The organism is Paenibacillus paridis (assembly GCF_006345825.1).
GTDB classification, from domain to species: Bacteria; Bacillota; Bacilli; order Paenibacillales; family Paenibacillaceae; genus Pristimantibacillus; species Pristimantibacillus paridis.
Map to the genome: position 1 here is coordinate 254,054 of NZ_VCIX01000092.1, position 24,526 is coordinate 278,579.

Here is a 24,526-nt window from a genome sequence, read left to right on the forward strand (position 1 = left end):
TTGTACTTGGAATTATTTCAGGAAGAGCTAAATCGAGCTTTTCTGAAATTAGAGAGAACTACCCGATCTATATCATTGTGTTTGTGGTGGCCATAACACTCCAATGGTTGCTTAATCGAAAGAAGCGATAATTGGTATATTCGGCTTAGAGCATAGCAGAAGCATTTTTCATATTTTCACTAAAAATATTAGTTAATATGTGGGGGTAAATCTATAAATTGTTAAGTTGTTTTGTATGCGCTTACATTCTATAATTTAGCTATTCAAGGCCTAAGTGGTCTTGGAATGATACTTGAAAGAAAAATTTTTCGAAGATAGGAGGAACGGATTTTACGTTATGAAACAGGGCAATTTACGTAATAAAAGGTAATATGAAAGTTGCATGTGGGCAAGCAGTGACAACTACAAAAATTTTAGGAGGTAATTTATGTTTAAGTTTAAAAAGAAAGTCGTTACGCTAGTGATTGCAGCCTCAATGGGTCTTTCCAGCTTGTTTGCAGTATCCGCAAGTGCAGCGACAGATTACTGGCAAAATTGGACCGATGGTGGCGGAACAGTAAATGCTACGAATGGATCTGGTGGGAATTACAGTGTTAGCTGGTCAAACACCGGAAATTTTGTTGTGGGTAAAGGCTGGAATACCGGATCGCCAACTAGAACAATTAACTATAATGCCGGCGTCTGGGCGCCGTCTGGCAATGGGTATTTGACTCTTTATGGATGGACAAGAAACTCACTCATAGAATATTACGTTGTTGATAGCTGGGGAACTTACAGACCGACAGGAACATTTAAAGGAACGGTCTCCAGTGATGGAGGAACCTATGATATTTATACGACTCAACGAGTCAACGCGCCTTCCATTGACGGAACAAAAACGTTCACTCAGTTCTGGAGTGTTCGCCAATCTAAGAGAGCGACAGGCAGTAACGTCGCTATTACTTTTAGCAACCACGTAAGTGCATGGCAGAGTAAAGGAATGAACCTGGGGAGCAGTTGGTCCTACCAGGTGTTAGCGACAGAAGGATATCAAAGCAGTGGCAGCTCTAACGTTACAGTGTGGTAACAGGTCATCTGTAAGCAGGGCAACGGATACGCGCCCGATGAATCTAGTGTGTAGAGAAAGTGTTTAACCGTTTGACATTGTTGGGCACATGGAGGACCGTTTCCCGAAAGGTGAACGGTTCTCCATGTTGCTAGAGGCGAATTGTAGTCCATCTTGGTCTATCATTTTTCCTTAAAGTTTAAAGGAGATATCACAATGAGAAAAATCATCGTTTTTTTTATCCTAGCAATCATGGTTGTTGTCAGCGCTTGTTCGGAGGAAAAGGCTGATCAAACGTTGGATCATATGCCTGATAACTTCGTCTTGGTCAAGGGCGGACCGTTTATGAACAAGAAGTCCAACTACTATGAGGAAAAAGTAGCCTTATCGAACTTCTATATTAGCAAATATGAAGTAACTCAAAAAGAGTGGATGGAGATCATGGGGAGTAACCCCTCACAATTTAAAGGCGACGATTTGCCAGTAGAAATGGTGAGTTGGTATGACGTTGTGGAGTATTGTAATCAAAGAAGTATAAAAGAGGGCTTAACACCGTATTACACTATAGACAAGAATAAAAAGGATCCGAAAAATACAAGTGAAAACGATCATTTAAAATGGACGGTAACGATCAATGCAGGAGCTAATGGTTATCGATTGCCGACAGAAGCAGAGTGGCAATATGCAGCAGGTGGCGGTCAGAAGAGCAAGAGTTACATTTACAGCGGAAGCAATCATGCAGATGATGTCGCATGGTATTGGAAAAACGCTGGAGATAAAATGTTATCAGGAGAATGGAACTGGCCTTTGGTAGAAAACAACCATAACCAAACAAAATCTATCGGTGCCAAGAAGCCCAACGAGTTAGGCCTTTACGACATGTCAGGCAATGTAAGGGAATGGTGCTGGAATGGGTATGGAGACTCGGAAAGCAATAGTAACTCTACCCGGGTTGTGAAGGGCGGAGGCTGGTTAGGCGATGTTGGCGTGTTATCTTATCTGAGCAATTTTGAGGCGAATGGTATGGGGCCCGATCAAGGCTTTCGTGTGAGTCGCGACGAATAAAGGATAAACCCCGAAATTAGTTTTGAGTCTACGTTGCTTAACAGAGCAATCTAGATGAAGAATTCCAACGAATAAACTCATAAATGGATTCGAGAATCCATGCATGTCTAAAGAGTTCAGATGACTGCTATGCAGCCATTTGAGCTCTTTTTGTCTTCACTAACTCCAATCAGACCAGCGATTGTGCAATTTTCGAATACAACGGCAGGAATCGCAGCCCATTCCCCCGGCAAGAAAGTCATTTTTCCAAGGTAAAGACAGTTTTCATAATATACATTCAGGACTCGATTATCTACAGTAAGGGTATCGCAAACGCAATCATCACAGTCACTCCAACAAGAAGGGGCAGGTACATGAGAACATTTAAAAAGAATTTCAGTTTAACCTTATTAGCTTTACCAGGTATCGCGCTTTTGTTTATTTTTGACTATGTACCACTTTACGGGTTATTGCTTCCCTTCAAAGATTACAAATATGATCTTGGGATTTGGAATAGCCCGTGGGTAGGCTTTGACAATTTTCAGTTTCTATTTAAGGGCGATGTCATACAACGCGTGCTGAGAAACACACTGCTCTATAACCTGACGTTCATTGCGTTAGGTACGATGATTTCCGTCACATTTGCACTGATGCTTCGGGAGATCAGCAAGCGATTTGTGAAGGTTTACCAAACCGTTTTGTTCATTCCTTATTTTATTTCATGGGTAGTAGCAGGGTTTGCCTTCCGCGCACTCCTCGATATGGAATATGGCGTTCTGAATAAGGGATTGGAGATGTTTGGAATTGGGCCGGTTATGTGGTATAACGAGCCGAAATATTGGCCTTTTATTCTCATCATCGGAGCGGTATGGAAAGGACTTGGGTACGGAGCAGTCATCTATTATGCGGCGCTGATGGGCGTGGACTCGGAGTATTATGAAGCGGCCAGAATAGACGGGGCAGGCAAGCTGCGGCAGGCGATTTCCATCTCGATTCCGATCATTAAACCGATTATTATTATGATGGTTATTTTACAGATTGGTAAAATTTTCTATAGCGATTTTGGATTATTTTATAACGTTACCCTGAATTCGTCTTCTCTGTATTCAACGACGGATGTGATCGACACCTTTGTTTATCGATCTTTAGTCGATATGGGCGATATTGGCATGGCTGGAGCAGCTGGATTCTTCCAATCTACGGTCGGTTTCACCTTGGTCATATTGACAAATTATATCGTGAGAAAAATTAATCGTGAAAATTCATTATTTTAAGGAGAATGTCTCATGATGGCACCTCGGTTATCTAACACCCGCTCACCCTCTAAGCTCAGTACATGGATTATTCATGGTATTTTTATCGTTGTATGTATCGCTTGCTTGTATCCCTTTCTAGTTATTATAGGAACCTCCTTTCAAAATGAAACGGATATCCTCTTGTCAGGGTATTCGATTCTGCCGAAGCAGTTCGATTTGACGGCATATCAAGTTATTCTTCATAATCCTGGTGTCTTGCTCAATGCGTATGTGGTGACGATATTCACAACGCTAGTGGGGACTGTGGCAGGGCTGTGGATTACAACAAGCTTTGCCTTCACCATTTCGAGGAAAGATTATGCCTACCGCAAACAGCTTTCATTTTTTGTGTTCTTTACGATGCTGTTTCAGGGCGGTCTGGTTCCTTCCTATATTTTGATGGTCAGCTGGCTTGATTTGAAAAATAACCTCTTGGCCCTCATTCTCCCTTTCCTTATCACAGGCTGGCATGTGTTGTTAATGAGGGGCTTCTTGCAAACGCTTCCTGATGCTCTATTTGAATCAGCCAAAATAGACGGAGCCACCGAGTTTACCATTTTTACACGCATTGTGCTTCCCCTTAGTAAACCAGCATTGGCGACACTCGGCTTATTCCTGGTTTTGCAGTATTGGAATGACTGGTGGCTGACTCTGTTGTACATTGATCATGAGGATAAGATGAAGCTGCAATATTTACTCATTCGTGTGCTGCGCAACATGGAGTTCTTGAATAGTGCGGAAGCGATACAATACGGTCTGGTTAAGCCAGGACAGCAAGTGCCGAGTTTAAGCGCGCGGATGGCGATGTGTATTCTTGCCGCAGGACCGATGCTGGTCATCTTTCCTTTCTTTCAGCGTTATTTCGTGCAAGGCTTGACGGTCGGATCTGTAAAAGGTTAGTGAAAAAAGGGTTTTCCAGCGCATGGTTCTTCCTCATGTGTCTGTTATATATAAAAAAACATCATATTTTAAGGGAGGCATGTTTGTGAGTATGGGAAATAAAAAAACAAAGAAAATGGTAAGCAGCATGATTATGTTGGGGATGGTTGGTACAGTGGTTCTTAGCGGGTGCAGCTCGGGTAACAATAATGCCCCCAATGCCACGAATGCAGCTACTGCAGAACCGAAGACGACTGAAACCGTCGAGAAAGCGAAAGAGCTAGTCAATGTTAGTTGGTATATGCGGAAACCGATTGATACGATGAAGGATCAGGAAGCGATTGAAGCGGAAGCGAACAAAACGATTAATAAAGCTGTAAACGCAAATTTGAACTTTACCTTTATTGACGCAGCAAGCTGGGAAGACAAAATGAAATTGATGTCTGCCTCCGGTGAAGTATACGATCTTGTATTCACTGCGAACTGGACGAATCCAATTGATTCGAACGTGCAGAAGGGCGCATTCCTGCCTCTGGATGATCTTTTGAAGCAATATGGACAGGATATCCTCGCTAAAGTGGATGAGCGTGCTTGGAAAGCCGTCACGTATAATGGCAAGATTATGGCGGTCCCATCGCAGTCACCTTTTACCACGCCGCAAGGCATTGTATTCAAAAAAGATTTGGTAGAGAAGTACAATGTGGATTATAAGCAAATCAAAAATTTGCAGGATCTTGAGCCATATTTAGAAACGATTAAGAAAAATGAGCCTACGATAACGCCACTGCTTGTGACGAAAACCGTATCTGCAGCTGGTGACTTTATTGCTGACCATACCATTGTAACCAAAGGGATTCGATATGATGAACTAGCAAACAAGCTCGTATTTGAAATTGATATTCCCCAATACGTCAACAATTATCGGACTATGCATGACTATTATCAGAAAGGGTATGTAGCCAAGGATGCCGGAGTTAAAACGGACTTCACGGCTGAAGCTAAGTCTGGGAAATATGCGGTCATGCGTGATTCAGGCGGTTATTCGGAGGATGGTTCGAAATCGACAGCCCTTTTTGGTTTCCCGACGGTGGAGTCGCTTGTCTATTATCCAATCATATCCACAAGTAATATGGTGGGAGCTGCAACGGCCATCAGCAAGACGTCAAAAAATCCAGAAAAAGCAATGGAGCTGCTTAATCTCGTCTGGAAAGATAAAGAGCTGTCCAACACGCTTGCTTTTGGCCTAGAAGGAAAGAACTATACGGTTAAATCTGGTGCCGGCACGGATGATATCTCCATAGATGCGAAGAGCGGAGCCGAACAAACCTGGGCAATTTGGCATAACTGGCTTGGGCCTCTCTGGGATCAGTGGGATTCCAGCTGGAATTCCAAGGCATCTCTTGAGTTAATGCAAAAAAATAATAATGAAGCAAAAACTTCGTCAATCCTCGGGTTTCTGTTCAATGGGGAAGCCGTCAAATCGGAAACGGTTCAAGTAAATGCGGTATATGCGGAAATGCTTCCTATTCTAATCACAGGCTCAATGCCAGATTATGATAAGTTTTTGGGAGAAATGAAGCAACGTTTGAATGAAGCGGGCTTGGAGAAAATTAAAGCCGAAGCTCAGAAGCAGCTCGACGCGTGGAAAGCACAAAACCAGTAATAAAAACTTGGAACCGGGCTACTTGTAACTCGGTTCCAATTTTTATGTATAGCAAGAGAAAGGGGGAATGCTTGGGATTCAGATTTACCGAATGGATGCAAGAAAAATCGAGTAGGAGCGTGATCATTTATGATCAAGAGGAAATGGGCCGTAGGGGAGATCATTTTTGCCTGTATGCTAATGCTTCTGTTTTATGTTGTACAATCGACTATCGCGAAAGCGGAGGATGTCCCCGTACAGAGCGGTTATCTGGTTGACGAGAGTTTTTCTTTTCCCAACAACGAGACGATGGATGTCTTGCCTTCTGGCTGGGATGTCCGCAAAGCGGGGGGGAGTCTGTCCTCTTCGTACCTGAATTGGTTCAAAATGAGTGATACCAATAATACGTTGCCAGTATCTATGCGCAGAGCGTTTATCGAGCAAAATGAAGGCGCTATCACGATGGAATACCGGTTCAAGCTATCTTCGATCATGGATGGCGTCAAATGGCAGCTGAGCAGTAACGATACAGAGGCTGTCAGCATTGTGACGCGTAATGGAGAGCTTAGTCTAGAAACCGCTAACGGAGATATTCAGACTTTGCAAACCTATACTGCAGGTACGGAGTATGGCGTTAAAGTCATTGCCAATATAAATACAAATTCAGCGGATGTGTTTATTAATGGTGTTCAAAAAGCCGCAAATGCAAGCTTCAAGCATGCAGTAACCAGTCTCGATCATGTGATGATCCAAACAGGCGCGTCTTCGAAAGGCGATATGTTCATCGCTCCTATTAAAATCTACAAGGGTTATGCAGTCAATGAGAGGTTCATTTCCCTCATGCCGGGTAACCTGCCTGAAGACTGGCAGACCGTAGCTGCTGGAGGAACGATTGCGGTTGAGGAAATGAAAAGCTCTGTGCGACCCGATGTGTTCAGTCTCAAACTGAACTCAACTGGGGCGACTGGTGAGATGAGCCTTAAGAAAAGCGTGCCGCCTACTTCGGCGAATACGGTTTTTGAATACAAGCTTTTAATTCCGCAAAAGCAAGACGGATATTCGGCAGAGCTTGTAAGCGGCAGCACGACCGTTATGAAGCTAGTAACCGAAAGCGGCAAGCTCTCCTACATTAATGATGTAGGTCAGCCTGTACCCTTTTATGATTATATGGCTAATCTTTGGTATGCAGTGAAGGTGAAGGTGAATTTGGATGATGCTGCAGCTGATATTTACGTAAATGGGAAACTGCAAGCGCAGGGAGTTCCGCTTACAGCCAGTTCGGCAAGCTTGGACGGGATTGTATTTAAGACAGCTGCAGCAGCACAAGGATTGATATGGCTGGATGATATTCTGCTATATGAAGATGTACCGCTTCCAGCGGATTATGTGCCTGCTCCGAACTCTGTGATCTCTACTGATCAGGCTGTTGGCATTCAAGGCTGTCCGATTTGGAGGGAAGGAAATCATCTTGGATGGGATACGATTACGCCTTACCCGGAGCGAGAGCCTTACTTGGGCTATTATGACGAGGGAAATCCAGAGACGGCGGATTGGGAAATTAAATGGATGGTTGAGCACGGCATTGATTACCAAGTCTCTTGCTGGTTTAGACCGACTTTCGGAGATGGCGTACCGATTAAAGAGCCTTATTTGCATAACTCGCTTCATGATGGGTTTTTCAATGCCAAATATAGCAATCAAACGAAGTTCGCCATTATGTGGGAAAACGGTGCATCCAAAGCGAAGGATAGCGAAGACTTCCGTACGAATATCGTGCCATACTGGATCGAATATTATTTCAAGGATCCGCGTTATATGGTGATAGATAATAAACCAGTCTTATCGATCTATAGCCTTAACGCTCTCAAACGGGATTTCGGAGGCAGCACGCAAAGCTTGGAGCTTGTAAAAGCCGAGATGGATTACTTAAGAAACGCTGTTAAAGCGCTAGGGTTCGACGACCTTATACTCTTGATCACCACTTCAGCGTCGGACCCCATATCCTTAAGCGATAGAAAGCAGGCAGGATTCGATGCGGTCTATGCGTATTCCTGGGACAGTATGGGCGGGCATGCAGAGGTGCAGAAATCTTATATGACTGCCCAGCGTGATACAGGCATCATTGATGCGCTCCCGATGATCAGTATGGGAAGAGACGATTTGGCATGGGGAGGCCAAGAAGGTTATTACGCGACGCCTTCGGAGTTCCAAGCTGTTGCACAGTGGGCAAAGGATACGTTACAGCCATCGATGCCAGCAGGTAGCTTAGGCAAGAAAATGGTAATGCTTGATAATTGGAACGAGCTTGGAGAGGGACATTTCATTATGCCTGCAGGTTTAGCAGGCTTTGGTTATCTTGATGCCATCAGGAACGTATTCACAAGCAGTACGGCGCATTCGGATATACAGCCAACGCAGGCTCAGAAGGACAGATTAAACAGCTTGCATCCGCGAGGGAGAGTATTGACATTAAAGACTCCAGCGCCACCAGCTGTTACGGACGAGTACGGGTTATTCTGGGGGTTCGACACGGATGGCGATTCAGAAGGCTGGAGTTTGGAGAAGCAGGTCATCAATGATGAGGTTAGTGAAGGCGCTTTCTCAGGAACAGCGATTGACATTGATCCTGGCATTAGGTCGGTAGACCACTTAAATATTCAGGCCTCTGACCATCCCTATTTGAAAATTAGAATGAAGAGCAATAAAAACTCCTCAGCTCAAGTGTTCTTTATTACCAATGAGGATGATAAATGGGATGAACGCAAATCCGTAAGCTTTTTCGTGGAACAGAACGAAACGGGCTATACCGATTATGTGGTCGATATGTGGAAGAATGCCAAATGGGACGGAGTTATTCGTAAGATCCGTTTTGATCCAATGAAGGTTATTGGAGACTTTAGTATTGATTCTATTGGAATGGTATACTCGCCTGATACAGGTATTCATGTGAAAGTTGACGGTATGAAAGCCCAGTTCTATGAGAAACCGGCTCTGGTTAATCAGACGGTCATGGTTCCAGCAGGGGAAATGCTGAAGCTGATCGGTGCCAGTACGGAATGGGAGCAATCGACACAAACCCTAATTGGCGTGAAAGACGATCACATCTATAGACTTAAGGTTGGTCAACTGACAGCCTATCAAGACAATCAAAGTATCGTAATGGAGCGTGCTCCGGTATTGCAGCCTTCAGGTGAGCTGATGATTCCAGCTGCTTTCTTCAACCAAGCCTTCGGATATATTGTGAATTGGGACTCCGATGCAGAGCTTTTAGATCTGTATACCGCCTCAAAGGTTTGGGAGTTTAACACTCTGGAGGGTTGGACGACTAACAATCAAGTGACGGGAGGCCAGGCAACGAGCGGAATCTATCATGCAACCTCAACGGGCAATGAACCTGAGCTGATCTCGCCAGATAACATTAACTTTCCTGCGTCCATAGTTAAGAGGATTAAAATAAAGCTTAGGAATGGCACAAGCGGCAATGAAGCGAATGTTTATTTCAGGACTTCCGAATCCTCGGAATGGAATCTGCTAAATAAGCTGACGACCTATGTATTGCCTAATGATCCGAGCATCAGGGAGTATGTATGGGACCCGAGTAACCATTCGGCTTGGACCGGAACAATCAAACAAATCAAAGTGGTTCCAACAAATGCAGTAGGAGACTTTGGTATTGATGCCATCACGCTGGACACAGCGGCAAGCGTAGCCGTAAAGGGGAATAACCTGGTTTCGAATCCAAGTATGGAAGCGGATGTTGTTCCAATCGGATGGGAGACGATAAGAGCGCGAAGCACGGAGCAGTATCATAGCGGAGAATACTCTTTACAAGTTACGAAGACAAACCAATACGGAAGCGTTCAGTTTCCAGTGAATGTCGAGAAAGGGAAGGAATATGAGTATTCCGCATGGGTGAGGATGCAAGCTAATCCGAGTCCTGGGAAAATAATTAGGTTGTGTCTTGCCTATAACGTAGATGGCGTGTCAAATCAGCTCTGTCCTTTCTCGAGCCCAGCACTGAGCAGTACGGAATGGAAACAGGTTAGCGGCATCTATACCATCAATGCAACTGGAAACGTCACGAATGTCAGGATGTATCTATTTACAGATGTGCCGGCTGAGAATGATGTGTACTATTTGGATGATGTAGAAGCTAGGCCAGTTACCTATAAAGAAACCCCTGCTTGGCTATATGTGACGGATATGAGCTTGAACAAGAGCTCCGTGTCGATGATGGAAGGTAAAACGGAAACGTTGCATCCTGTCATCCAGCCAGGTGATGCGTTTAACAAAGCGGTAGTCTGGCACTCCGATCATCCGGAAGTGGCTTCTGTAGATGGATATGGAAACGTGCATGGAAGAAGCCTGGGAGTCGCTCAGATTACGGCAATATCTGTTGATAGCGGTAAAACGGCCACCAGCACAGTAACCGTCGTCGAAAGAACAAACGAAACGGTAACGTTAACGGTGAAGCCCGATGGAACAGGTGATTTTCTCTCGCCGAAGCTGGCGAACGAGAGCATTATGGATAGCAGCTCTGAGAAGCAGTATGTAATTTTGATATATCCCGGCGTGTATACCGATAAGAATTGGGTGGTTAAGCCTTATGTGACTCTTCGTGGCACAGATAGGGATCTTGTTTGGCTAAAGGGAGAGAACAGCGCATCGGCTAAAAATAGTGAAATTACGGAAGAATCGACCTTGTGGCTGAAAGGCACAGCCAATCTAGAGAACCTGACGATTACGGCCAAAAACATGAGATATCCGCTTCACAGCGAGGATAGCGGGAAAAATAAAGATGCTGTCCATATTGTACGAAATGTTCATATTGAGCATTATGGAAATCTGGAAGCGGTCGACTACCGGAAGAGCTGGGTGGCTGCGAATCCTGGGGTTACGCCTGAAGCGGATCTTGATCCAGCTCAGGTGTGGGGAGGCATTAGCGGTAACGGATCCCATGCGTGGGGTTATGGTTCAGGAAGCGGTGTATCTGAAACTTTCTATGACAGCACCTTTGTTTCCAAGGCTACAGGCTGGTACGTGCACAATCGGGAGGATTTCACGGAACCACAGATCAATGTCATCAATAACAGCAAAATTGTGTCAACGGTAACGTCAAACCCGATTACGATCCAGTCCTTAGGAAGCGGAACCCAGGATGAAGTTATCTTCAATAACAGTGAATTTGTGGGAACATATATGTTACAGAATGACGCCCCTTGGATTTCACAAAAGCCTGAGAACCAGTATGCCAATCACGCGGACTATAACGTGACTTTCAATAACAGTTCGCCGATCGGTTATGCAGATGGTCACAGAGGAAGAGCACTGGCGCTGTTCAGCAGCTCCACGGGCAGCAGCTCCAATGTTAAGGTTAGCGGGAATGCAGTGGAGGATATTTTGGGCACTTATATCACTCGTGATGGGGGAGGAGGCCTGAAGGGTTACTTATACGGTTATTGGGATATCTCGGGCATTAAAGTAGGCATCAGTTCCAACATCCAAGTGAATAATACGCTTGGAAGAAGGCTCGGGGATCTTACAGTCAATCCCAAAACGTTGCAGGTGCTCTTTGAGAACGGCACGACCAAAACGATCCTGTTTAATGAAAATTATACGGAGAAAACCAATGCATATATCATCGATATCATAAATAGCGCATTGGGCACTTCAGGCTATGCGGCAGAATATAACGTCACTGCGGGCGAGTACTATCCGCAGGTGCCGGATAAACAAATGACGCTGCTGAATCAAACACAAGTTGGCATTCCTAGATTTGCAGCTGTTGCATTTGACGCCGATAATACGACATTGCGATTAATGACACCTGCTGATTCTGCTGAGAGCTTCATAGGCATTACGCTAGAGCCCATTGCACCAGGGCAGTCTGGTAGAGTATTGACGGAAGGAATTATGAGAAAGGACCAGCTCTATGGATTTGCTGGAAGCGTCGGTGTAGGAACTAAAATCTCGATTGGAACCCAGGCTGGCAGCTTGCTTGGGAATGCGAACAAACCTGCGCTATTAACAGGCGTTCTGACGGATTGGGCTTATTTCAAAGGGAATACGAGTTGGATTGAAGTAACTGGGGTTAGCCTGAACAAAACCTCACTAAGCCTCACCTTGGGTCAGTCCGAAGCGCTTGCCGTGACGGTAATGCCGGCGGATGCGAGCAAAGCGGTAACTTGGAGCTCCGATCATCCTAATGTGGCTTCGGTTGATGCGACAGGGACAGTTCGTGCCCACAGTGCCGGTACAGCTACAATTACAGTTACGTCAGCAAAAGGCGGGAAATCAGCATCGGCTGTCGTTACGGTGCTTGCTCCTTTAGTTGGCGACAACTTAATCAACGATTCGAGCATGGAGGGGACATCACCGCTATATTCCGGATGGGAAATTGTAAGAACGCTCAGTTCGCTTGAGGCTCACAGCGGAAGCCAGTCTTTAAAGATTTCCAAGACAAACCCTTTTGGCAGCATCAACTTTCCTGCTAATATTCAGAAAGAAAAGGAGTACTATTATTCGGCATGGGTGAAATTGGCTCCAGAATCCACAGCAGGCGCGGTGCTGCGGATCGGATTGACTTATAGGTTAGATGGTGTAACGAAGCAAAAAATAATTTTTACAACTCAACCATTAAGTTCCTCGTCTTGGACGCGATTAGAAGGCCTTTATACTCTTCAAGAGACAGGTACGGTTACGAATATGGCGATGTACATGTTCACAGATTTACCTTCAGCACTCGATACCTATTATCTGGACGATGTAGAAGTTCGGCCGGTCCTCACGGATACGATGCCTCCACAAACAACAGCGTCGTTATCGCCTGCTGCGCCGGATGGACCTAACGGCTCCTATGTGAACCCGGTCATCGTCACACTGGCAAGCGCGGACAGTTTGTCGGGTGTAGCGAAGACGGAGTACAGTCTAGATAACGGAACAACATGGCAGCTGTACACATCATCCGTTACGTTCGATGAACAAGGTGCTGTTGATTTTATTTATAGATCAACGGATCGATCAGGAAACGTTGAGCCTTCCCAGCAAATTGCTTTTACGCTGGCTACGTCATCCGTGAGCGTTCAGCTTCAAGACAGCAATGGCAGTCCGCTTAGCGGGGGCATCGTGACCTATTATGATGGGGGCTGGAAAAGCTTTGGTGTGACGGGCGCCGATGGCAGAGCAAGTAAGAGACTTCCTGCAAAAAGCTATACGTTTAGTATGAGTTATGAAGGGACTTCTAAGGAGCTAGTTCAACATACAGGAGCTAACCGTACGGTTAGCTTTCAGACGGTCAAAGTTAAGGCACAGCTGAAGGATAGCCAAGGCAATCCGTTGGATAGCGGAAGTGTAAGTTATTATACAGGAAGCTGGCGGGTGATGGGCAGTATCGCTGGCGGTGAAGCCAGCAAGGAGCTGCTGCCTGGTTCCTATACCTTCGGCATGACCTATGAAGGGACGTATAGGGAGAAAGTACAGCATGTAGGCAACGACCCTGAGGTTGCCTTCCAGACGGTCAAAGTTAAGGCACAACTAAAGGATAGCCAAGGCAATCCGATGGACAGCGGAAGCGTGAGTTATTATGCGGGAAGCTGGCGGACAATGGGCCATACAAGTGGCGGCGAAGCTAGCAAAGAGCTGCTGCCGGGTTCCTATACCTTTAGCATGACCTATGAAGGGACGTATAGGGAGAAAGTACAGCATGTAGGCAATGACCCTGAGGTTGCCTTTCAGACGGTCAAGGTCAAGGTACAGCTGAAGGATAGCCAGGGCAATCTATTGGACGGCGGCAGCGCGAGCTACTATGCGGGAAGCTGGCAGACGGTGGGAACTACAGCCGGAGGCGAGATCAGCAAGGAATTATTGCCGGGTACGTATACGTTTGGCATGACCTATGGAGGCATCTATAAAGAAGCCATAGCCGAGATTACAACAAATTCAACAGTCGTATTTGAGATTTAACCTTATTCGGGAGAACAAAACGAAGGTCTGCGGATCTTCGTTTTGTTTACTACCTAAATCCATATCATTGGCTCATTGTTTTTTACTAAAGGGAGGGAAATAGAGATGACGACTATTCATGCCATCGTATTTGAAGATACAAACAAGGTGGGCTTTGGTACATTTACATTACCTGAGATGAATGACAATCAAATGCTTGTAAAGACACACTATACCTTTGTTTCAAGCGGAACGGAAACACGCGTCCTAGGTGGCCATTATGGCGCTTCTGACAAATTCCCATTAATCCCTGGGTATGCGGCTGTCGGTGAGGTAGTCCAGATAGGCGTGAATGTAAAGGGTTATCGTGTTGGCGACTTTTTGAGCTATAATCCGCAGACGGGTCCGAAGGGCATTTATTCGCAATGGGGAGGGCAGGCGAGCATGCATCTGGTTGGAGGGGAGGATAAGCCTGTTCTGTTGCCGAAAGGCGCCGATCCCTTGAATTATGTCGTTAGCCAAGTGGCGGCGATCAGCTTGCGAGGCGTTATGGCAGCGCAGCCACAGCGGGATGAATGTGCGGTGGTCATCGGGCAGGGCGTCATTGGAGCTTTCTCCGCGGGTCTTCTAGCTAGCCAAGGATGCCGGGTTATTGCTGTTGATTTATCGGAATCTAGACTTAACCGTTCCTTGAGTTATGGGGTTCACGCTTGTGTTCAGGCTTCTGACCCAGATGCTTTAGAGCGTATACTTGCCTATTGTGATGGCGGTGCAAACATTGTTATTGAAGCTTCAGGCTCCTCGCAGGGCGTCACGCTTGCTCATAAGCTGATTCGTAAAACGCCAAATGTGTTTCGTGATCCGAAAACGTATTATGTGAACCCGATTTCTGGCATTGTCGGGCATTGGCCGCGCATTGTCTATCAAGGCACGTACATCGAGAAGCTAAGCCTTGATCCAAGGGCTGATTTGAATTCGGAAGGCGTTCTCCTTCTCATGCCTGGAGATCGGGGGAATGAAGATCGGTTGAATGCTGTGGAGGCCATCCGGACTAGAATGATTGATCCTAGGGTTTATATTGATCGTGTTGTCCCTTATACCGAAGCAGCATCAGCGTACGAACAATTGCGGTTACATCCGAATGATGTCTTCTCCGTCGTATTTGATTGGATTTCATAACGATATAAGGAAAGGCCGAGCATTTAACAGATTGATCTGTTAACATGTTCGGCCTTTCCTTTTTATTAATCGTGGGCAACCAGCTCTCTATTCATCGGTATTTTGCCTGTGATCGCCTGCAGCAGGTAGTTGGCGGTACTGTCGATATCTCCATAGGTATTCACGATGGTGTCGATCGAAGCTTCGTATTCCTTATGAACGAAAGAGTGGAAGTGGGAAACAAAAATAATCGGCGTATCAAATTTGGTCCAGCCGCCCATCATGTTTCTTGCTACTTCGTCATGCAGCCGAACGACATTCAGCCCGTAGCTCAGGCGGCTGCCGATGGAGCAAAGGATTACATCGTACGATTTGTCGGCAACGGCCTTAAACAGGGCGTCGGGACCCGGATCGATCCATTGGTCCACCGAATCGGAGTAGCGGCCAATCTCCTGTTTCATCTTTTCAAATAATTCCCCATAACGCTCGTAATTGTTCATAATGACAACATGCAGAACTTTTGTCTCCGATAGAAGAGGATAGGGGATCAAATTTGCACGATCTCTAACGAGCGTAATGCTTTGTTTCATGACGTTTTCTGCCAATGCCGCGTGAGCCGCTTTATCGGGTAACCGCTTTGTGGGGGCAGATGGCATGTCTTGGAAAAGGCTGAATTGCTCCTTGAGCGACACAATTCTGCATGCCCGGTCTCGGAGTGTCTCAAGGGTTAAGCTGCCGCCATGGAATCGATTCTCCATCTCGATATAGAAACGCTCGTCCATTCTGGGAAACAGCAGCATGTCGCAGCCATTGGTAAGTGCCGCCGCACATGCATCATAGTAGTTCATAAAGCCGACAACTCCGCCCATTTCAATCGCGTCCGACACGACTAGCCCCTCGAACCCCAGATCATTTCTAAGCAAATCAATCAGTAGCTTTTTTGATACTGTTGCAGGTGGGTACAGCCCACGATCATCCGGCTCGTCAAAGGCAGGGAACCCAATATGCCCTGGCATGATCGTCATAGCCCCCTGATTGATCAATGTTTGAAAAACGTGTCCTGGCCCGTTTCTCCACGCCTCTACATCCAGTGGAAGGACCGGTGTCGTCAGATGCTGATCCCAGGAAGAATAGCCGTCACCAGGAAAGTGCTTAATCGTAGCCATCATGCCGTGATCCTGCAATCCTGTCATATAAGCCCCGGCTATTTTAATGGCTTGCTCGGGATTCTGCCCTGCGCTTCGTATGCTGACCACCGGACTGTCAGGATCTACAGCGAGGTCAGCCACCGGCGAGAATGTCCAGTTGTAGCCAAGCTCTCCGGCTTCTACCGCAGTACTTGTACCAACCTCATAGGCTAGCTCTGCCGAATTTGTCTGGCTAAGTCCCATCATATAAGGAAACTTTGTCGCGCCTAGTATCATATTGCCGGGACCGCATTCGAGATCGCTAACAATAAAAGGAGGAATGCTGCAAGCGCTTTTAAAACGTTCGATAATGTGCTGCAGTTCTATCCTGTCCATGGGATGAAAGAACATTGCTCCGAACTCTTCCAGTCGCTCCTTGCCAACCATACCATAGGTTGGGCAGCATACTTGGTTCAATAATTGTCGGAATGAAAGGGTTCCAACTAAGCTTTTGGCCGTTTCCGATTGGGTTATTGTGTACTTCATCGACAGGTCTCCTTCGTTTGTTGTAGGCTTTTAGCATTCATAGTCAGATAAACTAGGAATCTCATTCGTTTTTTGGGATTTTCAACTGTTTGACATTGTGTTTTAACGCATATTCTTTAGGCGTTATGCCAAAATGCTTTTTAAATAAGCTAAAGAAATAGGTTTCGTTTAGCACGCCTACTTTCTCTACAATCTCACGTACGCTATTTTCATTTTCAGATAGGTATTCTGCTGCTTTGGCCAGCCTTGTTTCATTTATATAGTCGGCAACGGATACATGCATAGCATCTTTAAAGAGATTCGCTAGACGCCTTTGGGATATTTTCATAATAGAGGCAATGGATGCTAAACAAAGAGACGGATCTTGGAAATGGGTCTCGATATACTCGGCTACCGTTTCTACAACGTAATGATTTACTTTGTTTGTTGTACCCTCTGACTTCGTGAGCAAGGATTCTTTAATCGCACCAAAGATCGTTTCGTGGATACTGTTTAAGGTCTCTTTCTCCATGAGCTGAAGCGAAAAGCTCGACAGGTCAATAAGAAGAGAAGGCGTTGTATCATCAGGGCTGGATTCTAACGTCTTCTTGGTCGTTTCCAAAAGCCGAAAGGTTGAAGCAAGCGCATTATAGTAGTTGAGCTGGCCAATATCGGCGAACAGCCGTCCCATAGCGTCCTCAATGTCATCTAAGCTGCGTTTACGAAGAGCCTCTTGTAAGCGGGTTTCCAGATTTTTGGCATATCCTGTTTTTTGATTATGTTCATTGAGCAGCAAGCTCTCGGTATCCAGAATAGAATGATGGCCATAGATAAAGCGGTATACGGTTTGATCAAGTGCTTTATTATAGAGGTTATGCAACGAGTCAATCGAATTCGATATCGGACTGATTGACGCAGTAAACGTAATTTTATAAAACTGGCAAACAAATTGTTGCGCTTCTTGAATGAATGTTGTTAAGCCGGTTTCAAAGTGCTCATGCCCATGAGGAATGCTAAGGATGAGAACGACGTGATCATCCTTCAAATCAAGGCCTTCATTAATATAGGCCCTTGAAATCCATTCCGAGGTGATGTTAATCATGGCGTATCGAATCGTTTCCTTATCCTTGGAAGAAAAGCTTCGCTGAAAATCTTTATAGTTGTCTATTTTGAGCAGTAAAACCGCATAGGACTGATCTAAGGGCAAGCTTATTTTCATTTCAAGAAAAATGCTTTCCAGCTCGGCGGTATCCATATTTAAATTTTCTGTCAGTATGCGGTTTAACCAATAGTGCTTCATCACATCTCCGTATTGGTAAATCTGTTTGTCATAAAGGTTTAATTTTTCCATGGATTGCTTATAGACATAATCCAAATAGGAGATTTCGTCGCCTTTTCCTCTTTGCTCGAAGGTATGCAGGCGTCCAGAAGAAATGGTTTGCACTAAATTGCCAATAGGGCCATAGATTTTACGTGAAATGCTGACGGAAATGACAATCGCCATCACAAGAAAAATGAGTGTAATAAAGATGATACTTGTCTTAAAGCCTTGAATATATCCATACACTTCCAAGGTTGGTTGAATCTTCAACAACGTCATATTAATGCTATCGAGATAGAGGTAGCTTATTAAATACTGCGTGTCCATGTATTTGCTTTTAAACGAGCTGTCAGCTTCTAAAGATGAAGCATTTTTGGTGTGATTTAAAACCTCGTTCTTCAACCACTTTAATTTATCCGCATTTTCTTGGTTTTCATCCACATCGGTATAGTCACCGTGCTGATCCAGGAGATAGATGTTATTTCCTTGCTGGCGATCAACCCTATTAATTTGCTTAATATTGCCAAGCAGCCATTCGGGTTTGACATTGATAACGACAGCACCGTCCGGCTTTTCGCTGTTCATTGCGGTTTCATACATAAAATAGGAAAGAACACGTTCACTTCGGTTCGTTTCATTTACTACTTTTTGGATATCGCGAAAGATAGGTTTTAATTTCGGCAGCAGTTGATCGGAATTGTATAACGCTAACAATTGTGGATCATTGAAGAAAATGGGAGAGCCTGCATTGTAAAATTGGTCAAGGTTGCGATTATACACACTGATGGAGTGGATGTAGGGATAAGAGGAGGTTAACGAGTTAACGACATTGTTCAGGCGTGTGATGACGTCAACGATATTTTCCTGCTCCGCGTACATGATGGAAGTAATGTCATTATTTATATAGAGGGACTGCGTGAGCCGGCTCATCGTTTCATTCATGATGTTCGTATTGTATTTGACTTGAAGCAGTATTTTTTTACTATTGTCTGATTCCTTCTTGATCATTAAGTTTTGCGCATTTAAATAAATGATGACAGATAGAATGCCAACGATGCAAAGAACGGATGCGCTGATCCACAAGACGATTTTAAAAAGAAAGCTTTTGGATGCGAATAAAGTAGTTAGTTTCATTAATGGTCTTTGCTCCTCCCATGCCTTGTAGAAGTGAGAATAGCTTATCTAAAAGCAAAAGTAAATCTAATTTGCGTATCTCATAGTTACGAACATAAATCGTATAGTTCTCAGACGGAAAATATTTGGATCCCATGAGGACCTGCACGATCGCCTCCCTACATTTATTAGAGGTTTCGACGCAATTTAAAGTATACATTCTAGCAGGTGTTAGTTACTTTTAAACTAACGGTTTGGCTGCTGCCCAGGGGGCTCGCCATACTCGAAATTCACGTGGAGATGAATGCAAAATGGAAACAATACAGTTTCGAGGACGTTTGACTCAAGTTCAAAGCAAGCTGCAAACGGGACAATTAACGTTGGGTTTCATTGGTGGATCTATTACGGAAGATGGCAGCTTAATGCCGAATTGGCCGGAGCCAGTCGCGCGTTGGTTTGTAGAAACGTTTCCTCACGCACGCATCAAAGTGGAGAATGCCGCGATAGGTGCGACAGGCAGCGATTTGGCTGTTTTCCGTGCGGAGCGGGATGTAATCAACCATCAATGTGATCTGATTTTTGTTGAATTTGCCGTCAATGACTACATGACGCCTTCTGAACATCGGATGAGAGCGAGAGAGGGATTAATCCGCAAGCTGCTGGCTGACGGACGAAGCGAGCTCGTATTCGTCTATACCTACTGTCAGAAAATGTACGAGGACATGTCCGAGGGGAAGATTCCCGCCAGTATCGCTGAATTTGAAGAGTTAGCGGAGCATTATGGCATCAGCACGGTATGGGCCGGACTGCATGCCTGGCAGGAAGTGAAGGTGGGCCGTATGACTTGGGATGAGTGGCTGCCAGATGGGCTGCATCCTAAACATCGAGGCAGTCTGAGTTATGGACAGTGCGTCATTGCTTATTTGAAAAAGGAATTGCAAACGGATTTCAATATGGTAAGTGCCAAAATCGCTAAACCGCTCGCAACGCCGCTTAATGTTAATCATTGGGGGCAAGCGGATACGCTCTCATTGGATGAGGTTCAGCTGGAAGGGCCATGGTTGACTAGACGCGCTAGGGCACACCTGCCTTGGGTGGATCACATGCTGTGCACTTCTGCGGTCGGCTCGAAGCTATCCTTCTCGTTTACGGGTAAGGGACTTGCGCTAGCCTTCGATTTTGGCAAAAAGTCAGCGGAATTCATCTATAAGCTGGACGGCGGCCCTGCGATCACTTCTTGTCGCGAACGGCCTAATTGGTGTGCAGACGGAGGCTGGTTCCAAATCTATTGGATCGCGAATGAGCTGGAGGAAGGGCAGCATCATATAGAACTGGAGGTCGTGCACGGCAATAGAGCGGACTGTACAGGCACGAATTTTCATTTGGCATTAATCGGAATAGTGCGATAGGGCTGGTCTCAGAGTCCGCGAAAATAAAATTAGAAGAAAAACAAGATAAGGGAGATGAAGAGGAAATGAGTCGTTTATTCCAAAAAGCAAAAGCGCGTGTGGGCGTAATCACAGTGGGGCACGAGCCGTATTGGGCACAATTTCCGGGATTAAAAGAGGAGCTTGAGGGCTATGGCCGTGAATTTGAGGAAATGCTTCGCGGGCAAGACGTTGAGGTGGTGTCGGGGGGCTTCGTTGATGGCGTAGATAAGTCTTTCGCAGCATCGTCTTATTTGAAGACCCAAGACGTTGATTTCCTATTTTGCTTCTTGAGCACCTATGTGACTTCATCGACAGCGGCTACTCCGATCCTGAATTTGTCTGTTCCAACGGTACTTGTCGCATTGCAGCCAAGAAAGCGTCTGGACTATAGCAATACGACAACTTATATGCAGTTAGTTAACGATAATATTTGTTCCCTTCCTGAAATAGGCGGTGTACTCGTGCGAGCGGGAAAACCTGCGGCGGGAATGATTGTAGGAACGCTCTATGACGATGAACGTGCGATGAAGGAATTAAAAGACTGGTGCCTGGTCGCTAATGCGCGAAGAGCATTCAAACATGCCAAAATCGGCTATATGGGACATACCTACGAGGGTATGTATGATATGAACTCCGATCCGACAGCTTTTACGGCTTCCTTTGGTTCGCATGTGCAAATGCTCGAAATGTGTGATTTGGCCAAGCTCGTCAATGGTGTAACATCCAAGGAAACGGCTGCTAAATTGGACGAAATTAATAGCGTTTTCAAAATATCCGATCCCTTTATCGATCCGGTGACCAGACCGATCAAGCAGGAGGATCTCGATTGGTCAGCCAAAGTCGCAGTTGGGCTTGATAAGCTGATAGCAGAAAATGGGCTAACTGGCCTTGCCTATTATTACCGGGGTCTCGACAATAATGAATATGAACGGATCGGATCCAATATGGTACTCGGTAACTCGTTGTTGACAGGCAAAGGAGTTCCGCTTGCCGGAGAAGCCGATTTGAAGACATGCGCAGCGATGTTGATTATGGACCGTCTGGATGCAGGAGGTTCATTCGCGGAGCTGCATCCTTGTGACTTCGTCGACGATATTGTCCTCGTCGGGCATGATGGGCCTCATAATATTAAGATTAGCGACGGCCAGCCGATCATCCGCGGATTGGATCTGTTTCACGGTAAAAGCGGATCTGGCATCGGCGTTGAGTTCAGCATCAAATCAGGGCCTGTTACGCTGCTCAGCATTTCACAAACGGCTAACGGCAAATACAAAATGATCGCCACGGAAGGCGAATCCATTAAGGGGGAAATCCCGCAGACCGGAAATACCAATACACGCTGTAAGTTTGATTACAGTGTTTCAGAATTCGTGGAAAAATGGTGCTCAGCAGGTCCTACGCATCACTTTGCGCTTGGCGTGGGGCATGTGGGTTCGAAGATCCGTAAGGTTGCCAAGGTGCTGGGCATCGAGGTGGAAATCATATGACAACAATTGTAAAACCAAAGAATGCCTTGCAAAGAGTCACACTGGAAATGAGCCTGAAGCCTTTCAAGAGTATGGCACCAGAGGCCATCGAGTCTGTATGTGCGGAGGCCATCCGCCAGTGGCTTCCACTGATCGGTATGGCGGACAGCTGTTCCATGCTGCTGTGGGTCGCCGATGGAAGCGAGATTTTAGTCTGGGATGGCAATTTGCAGCGTGAGATTGAATGGGCCCGCTATATCGGATACGCCAATGAGCAATTTTTCAGCCACCTTACAGAGGGCACTGATCCGCGAATCGCCCAGCCTTACCTCAGCGAAACAGCAAAAATCACCTACGGCGATTTGCAATTCATCATCGCTTCCTTCAAAAGAATTGCAGCGGAGCGTTATGGCATTCGGATGGAGGTAGGAGCGACTTTTGACGCTGGACCTGAATTTGCCTACTCCGATTTCAAATATAAGCATCACCCGGAAATCAACCTTGCTGAAGTGAACGGGCAATTCATCTCGTTGAAAGCGGATTACACGGTTGTATGCGGTTGGTCAAAGCTGAAAGAAGATCATGTGGATTATGCAGCTTATCCTGGCGGCATTCCCGAAGGTACGCCATTTGGCGAGTTTCTGGGGCGACAGTGTGCAAGTTTTTTGCCGGCATTAGGCTTTGATTATATTTGGTTTTCCAACGGATTTGCGCTTTCGTACTTTCCATGGACATATCTAGGAGCTAATTACGATGGCAAGCAGCTTGGCATGGTTCAATACGAAGAGCTATCGACCAAGACGCTGTCGTTCTGGGAAATATTCAAGCAAGAATGCCCGGATTATCGAACAGAAGTCAGAGGGACCAACTACGGTACAGGCATGGACCTAGCCAAAGACTGTATTCCCTTACTGGATCTGTACGAGAGAAGCTATGTTGAATTCCCGCCGCCAAACTCGCCTTGGGGAGCCCTTAACTATGATTTCGGGTTGGAGCTGACGGGTTATATGTCACGTATAGCCATGCTCCCGAGTCAGACCTACTTATTCCGTTTTTATGCTAATGATCCTTGGTTCTGGCAAAATCCCTGGTGGGATTTGTACGATCGGGAGCCGCATGATATTTATTGCCCGCTCACCGTTGCTCGAGTTAACACGGAGGGGGAGTTAGAGAGCCCAGGAGTCGTACAAATTTTGACCATCGATTCGGAAAAGGGTGAGCTGGATGAAAATATCCCGATGGAGGTTATTCCTCATATTAAGAAGGCCTTCAAAGATGCGCCCGACCAGCCGGGAATCTTAACGTGGTTGTACCCATTTCGAGAGCTGCATGAAGCAATGGCTGAATCAGACGAGCATTCGAGCGACGCTTTCTTCCATGATTGGTTTGTGCGCAATGCCATTAACCAAGGCTTGCCGCTGAATACGGTTGTTAGCACGGATGACTTTTTCGCAATGAATGATGAAGCCATCCATAAGCTTCAAGATACGATTTTATTTACAGCGGCTTTTTGGATCAAAGGGGAGAAAGCGCTGAGAATCATCGATTATGTCCGTAACGGAGGCAAGATCATTTTCTATGGTAGGGTCGAAGATCCGGATTTGCGCAAACTGTTGAATCTTGCGTGCGAGGATGAGCTTGAAGGTGACTTTTCCGTTAACCTTACTTTGCCAAGAGATACGATCAAGAACGGGGAGCACGTAAGCGGAGACGGAAATCATAAATTGTACCATCACTCGCACATTTCAGGCGGTGGGTTAAGCGATGTTGTGGACGACCTGACTGATCGCAATACACTCGTGCATGTAAGCGTGAATCAGTTAGGGGTGGACCGCGTATTTACGCTAACAAGAGCTTTGCCTGAATGGAATGGAGGCCAAGCCGGGTGGGTACGCGGATCGCTGCCTTTCCAGCCTGCAGGCGTAACGCATTTGCCGGTTCGGCAGGAGAAGGAATTTGTGGATTCCTCCTTATATGTGCGCTATCTCCTGCAACCATTTGGTTATTCTTTGTACCAATCAAAGGATGATGCAGCTTCCGAATCGGCATTGCTGTTCATCACAAGGAATGATAACGCCTTTATCCTTACCGGCTGCAAGCAGGATACGTCTGTGGGACTTCAGCTTCAATTCCCTGATGGTGCTCCACTGATCGTCGGACAGACGGCTATGATTGGGGAAGGAACGGCCTCCTATGCACTTGACCGAACGTTTCATGATGAATGCCGCTTGTTTGTTAAGCAAAAGCAAATAACTCGGATAACATGCAGAGAAAATCAGCCTGTTCCAACACCGAAGAAACGCAATCGCACGCTCCGTACGATAAGCATTTACAATCTGATTGAGGCCGACGTGACCATTTATCCACCTCTTGCCGAGCTGCAAGCGGGCAATGTGGAAGTGAAGCTCGGCGAACAAGCTATGGATTTAACCGGTAAGGCAATCGGAAATTGTATACGGCTAACTCAAATTAGCGGAAATATTGATATTTCATGGTAAATCGTCTCGTTGCTACAAAAAATCCGTCATGTGAGAGGCTGG

General features: G+C 45.8%; 12 protein-coding genes. 10 read left to right on the forward strand and 2 right to left on the reverse strand.

The window, feature by feature from the left end; genetic code table 11:
• Positions 1–427 precede the first annotated feature (427 nt).
• The 7 genes from FJQ58_RS23245 to FJQ58_RS23275 all read left to right on the forward strand — a co-directional run bounded on the left by FJQ58_RS23245 (position 428) and on the right by FJQ58_RS23275 (position 15,025).
• Entirely contained in the window at positions 428–1,066 is a 639-nt protein-coding gene (locus FJQ58_RS23245) for a glycoside hydrolase family 11 protein (RefSeq protein WP_139997201.1), read from the forward strand.
• A gap of 195 nt (positions 1,067–1,261) precedes the next feature.
• Positions 1,262–2,110 carry a formylglycine-generating enzyme family protein gene (locus FJQ58_RS23250; RefSeq protein WP_139997202.1) on the forward strand — a complete coding sequence of 283 codons (849 nt, stop codon included), beginning with the start codon at positions 1,262–1,264 and terminating at the stop codon, positions 2,108–2,110.
• Between the two features lie 353 nt (positions 2,111–2,463).
• Positions 2,464–3,363: an ABC transporter permease gene (locus FJQ58_RS23255; protein WP_139997203.1), complete on the forward strand. Its 900-nt coding sequence runs from the start codon at positions 2,464–2,466 to the stop codon at positions 3,361–3,363.
• 12 nt (positions 3,364–3,375) lie between these two features.
• Positions 3,376–4,284: a carbohydrate ABC transporter permease gene (locus FJQ58_RS23260; protein WP_238404285.1), complete on the forward strand. Its 909-nt coding sequence runs from the start codon at positions 3,376–3,378 to the stop codon at positions 4,282–4,284.
• Positions 4,285–4,375: 91 nt separating this feature from the next.
• Complete coding sequence (locus FJQ58_RS23265; RefSeq protein WP_238404423.1) at positions 4,376–5,926, forward strand: extracellular solute-binding protein; 1,551 nt, start codon at positions 4,376–4,378, stop codon at positions 5,924–5,926.
• 129 nt (positions 5,927–6,055) lie between these two features.
• Positions 6,056–13,867, forward strand: a complete 7,812-nt coding sequence (locus FJQ58_RS23270) for an Ig-like domain-containing protein (RefSeq protein WP_139997205.1) — start codon at positions 6,056–6,058, stop codon at positions 13,865–13,867.
• Positions 13,868–13,972: 105 nt separating this feature from the next.
• Positions 13,973–15,025 (forward strand): zinc-dependent alcohol dehydrogenase, encoded by a 1,053-nt coding sequence (locus FJQ58_RS23275; protein WP_139997206.1) that lies wholly within the window; start codon positions 13,973–13,975, stop codon positions 15,023–15,025.
• Positions 15,026–15,090: 65 nt separating this feature from the next.
• On the opposite strand, the gene FJQ58_RS23280 is transcribed toward FJQ58_RS23275, so the two are convergent.
• Both FJQ58_RS23280 and FJQ58_RS23285 read right to left on the reverse strand, forming a co-directional pair.
• Positions 15,091–16,677, reverse strand: a complete 1,587-nt coding sequence (locus tag FJQ58_RS23280; RefSeq protein WP_139997207.1) for a glycoside hydrolase family 3 protein — start codon at positions 16,675–16,677, stop codon at positions 15,091–15,093.
• A 61-nt stretch (positions 16,678–16,738) separates the two neighbouring features.
• Positions 16,739–19,111, reverse strand: coding sequence for a helix-turn-helix domain-containing protein (locus FJQ58_RS23285; RefSeq protein WP_139997208.1), 2,373 nt, complete (start codon positions 19,109–19,111; stop codon positions 16,739–16,741).
• A gap of 290 nt (positions 19,112–19,401) precedes the next feature.
• Between FJQ58_RS23285 and FJQ58_RS23290 the strand changes: the two genes are divergently transcribed.
• From FJQ58_RS23290 to FJQ58_RS23300, 3 genes are all read left to right on the forward strand, one after another.
• Positions 19,402–20,499, forward strand: a complete 1,098-nt coding sequence (locus FJQ58_RS23290) for an SGNH/GDSL hydrolase family protein (RefSeq protein WP_139997209.1) — start codon at positions 19,402–19,404, stop codon at positions 20,497–20,499.
• A 65-nt stretch (positions 20,500–20,564) separates the two neighbouring features.
• The gene (locus tag FJQ58_RS23295; RefSeq protein ID WP_139997210.1) at positions 20,565–22,007 is read left to right on the forward strand and encodes an L-fucose/L-arabinose isomerase family protein; all 1,443 of its coding nucleotides are present in this window, start codon (positions 20,565–20,567) and stop codon (positions 22,005–22,007) included.
• Positions 22,004–24,484, forward strand: a complete 2,481-nt coding sequence (locus FJQ58_RS23300; protein ID WP_139997211.1) for a hypothetical protein — start codon at positions 22,004–22,006, stop codon at positions 24,482–24,484. Before FJQ58_RS23295 ends, FJQ58_RS23300 begins: the two co-directional genes overlap by 4 nt.
• Positions 24,485–24,526: the final 42 nt, after the last annotated feature.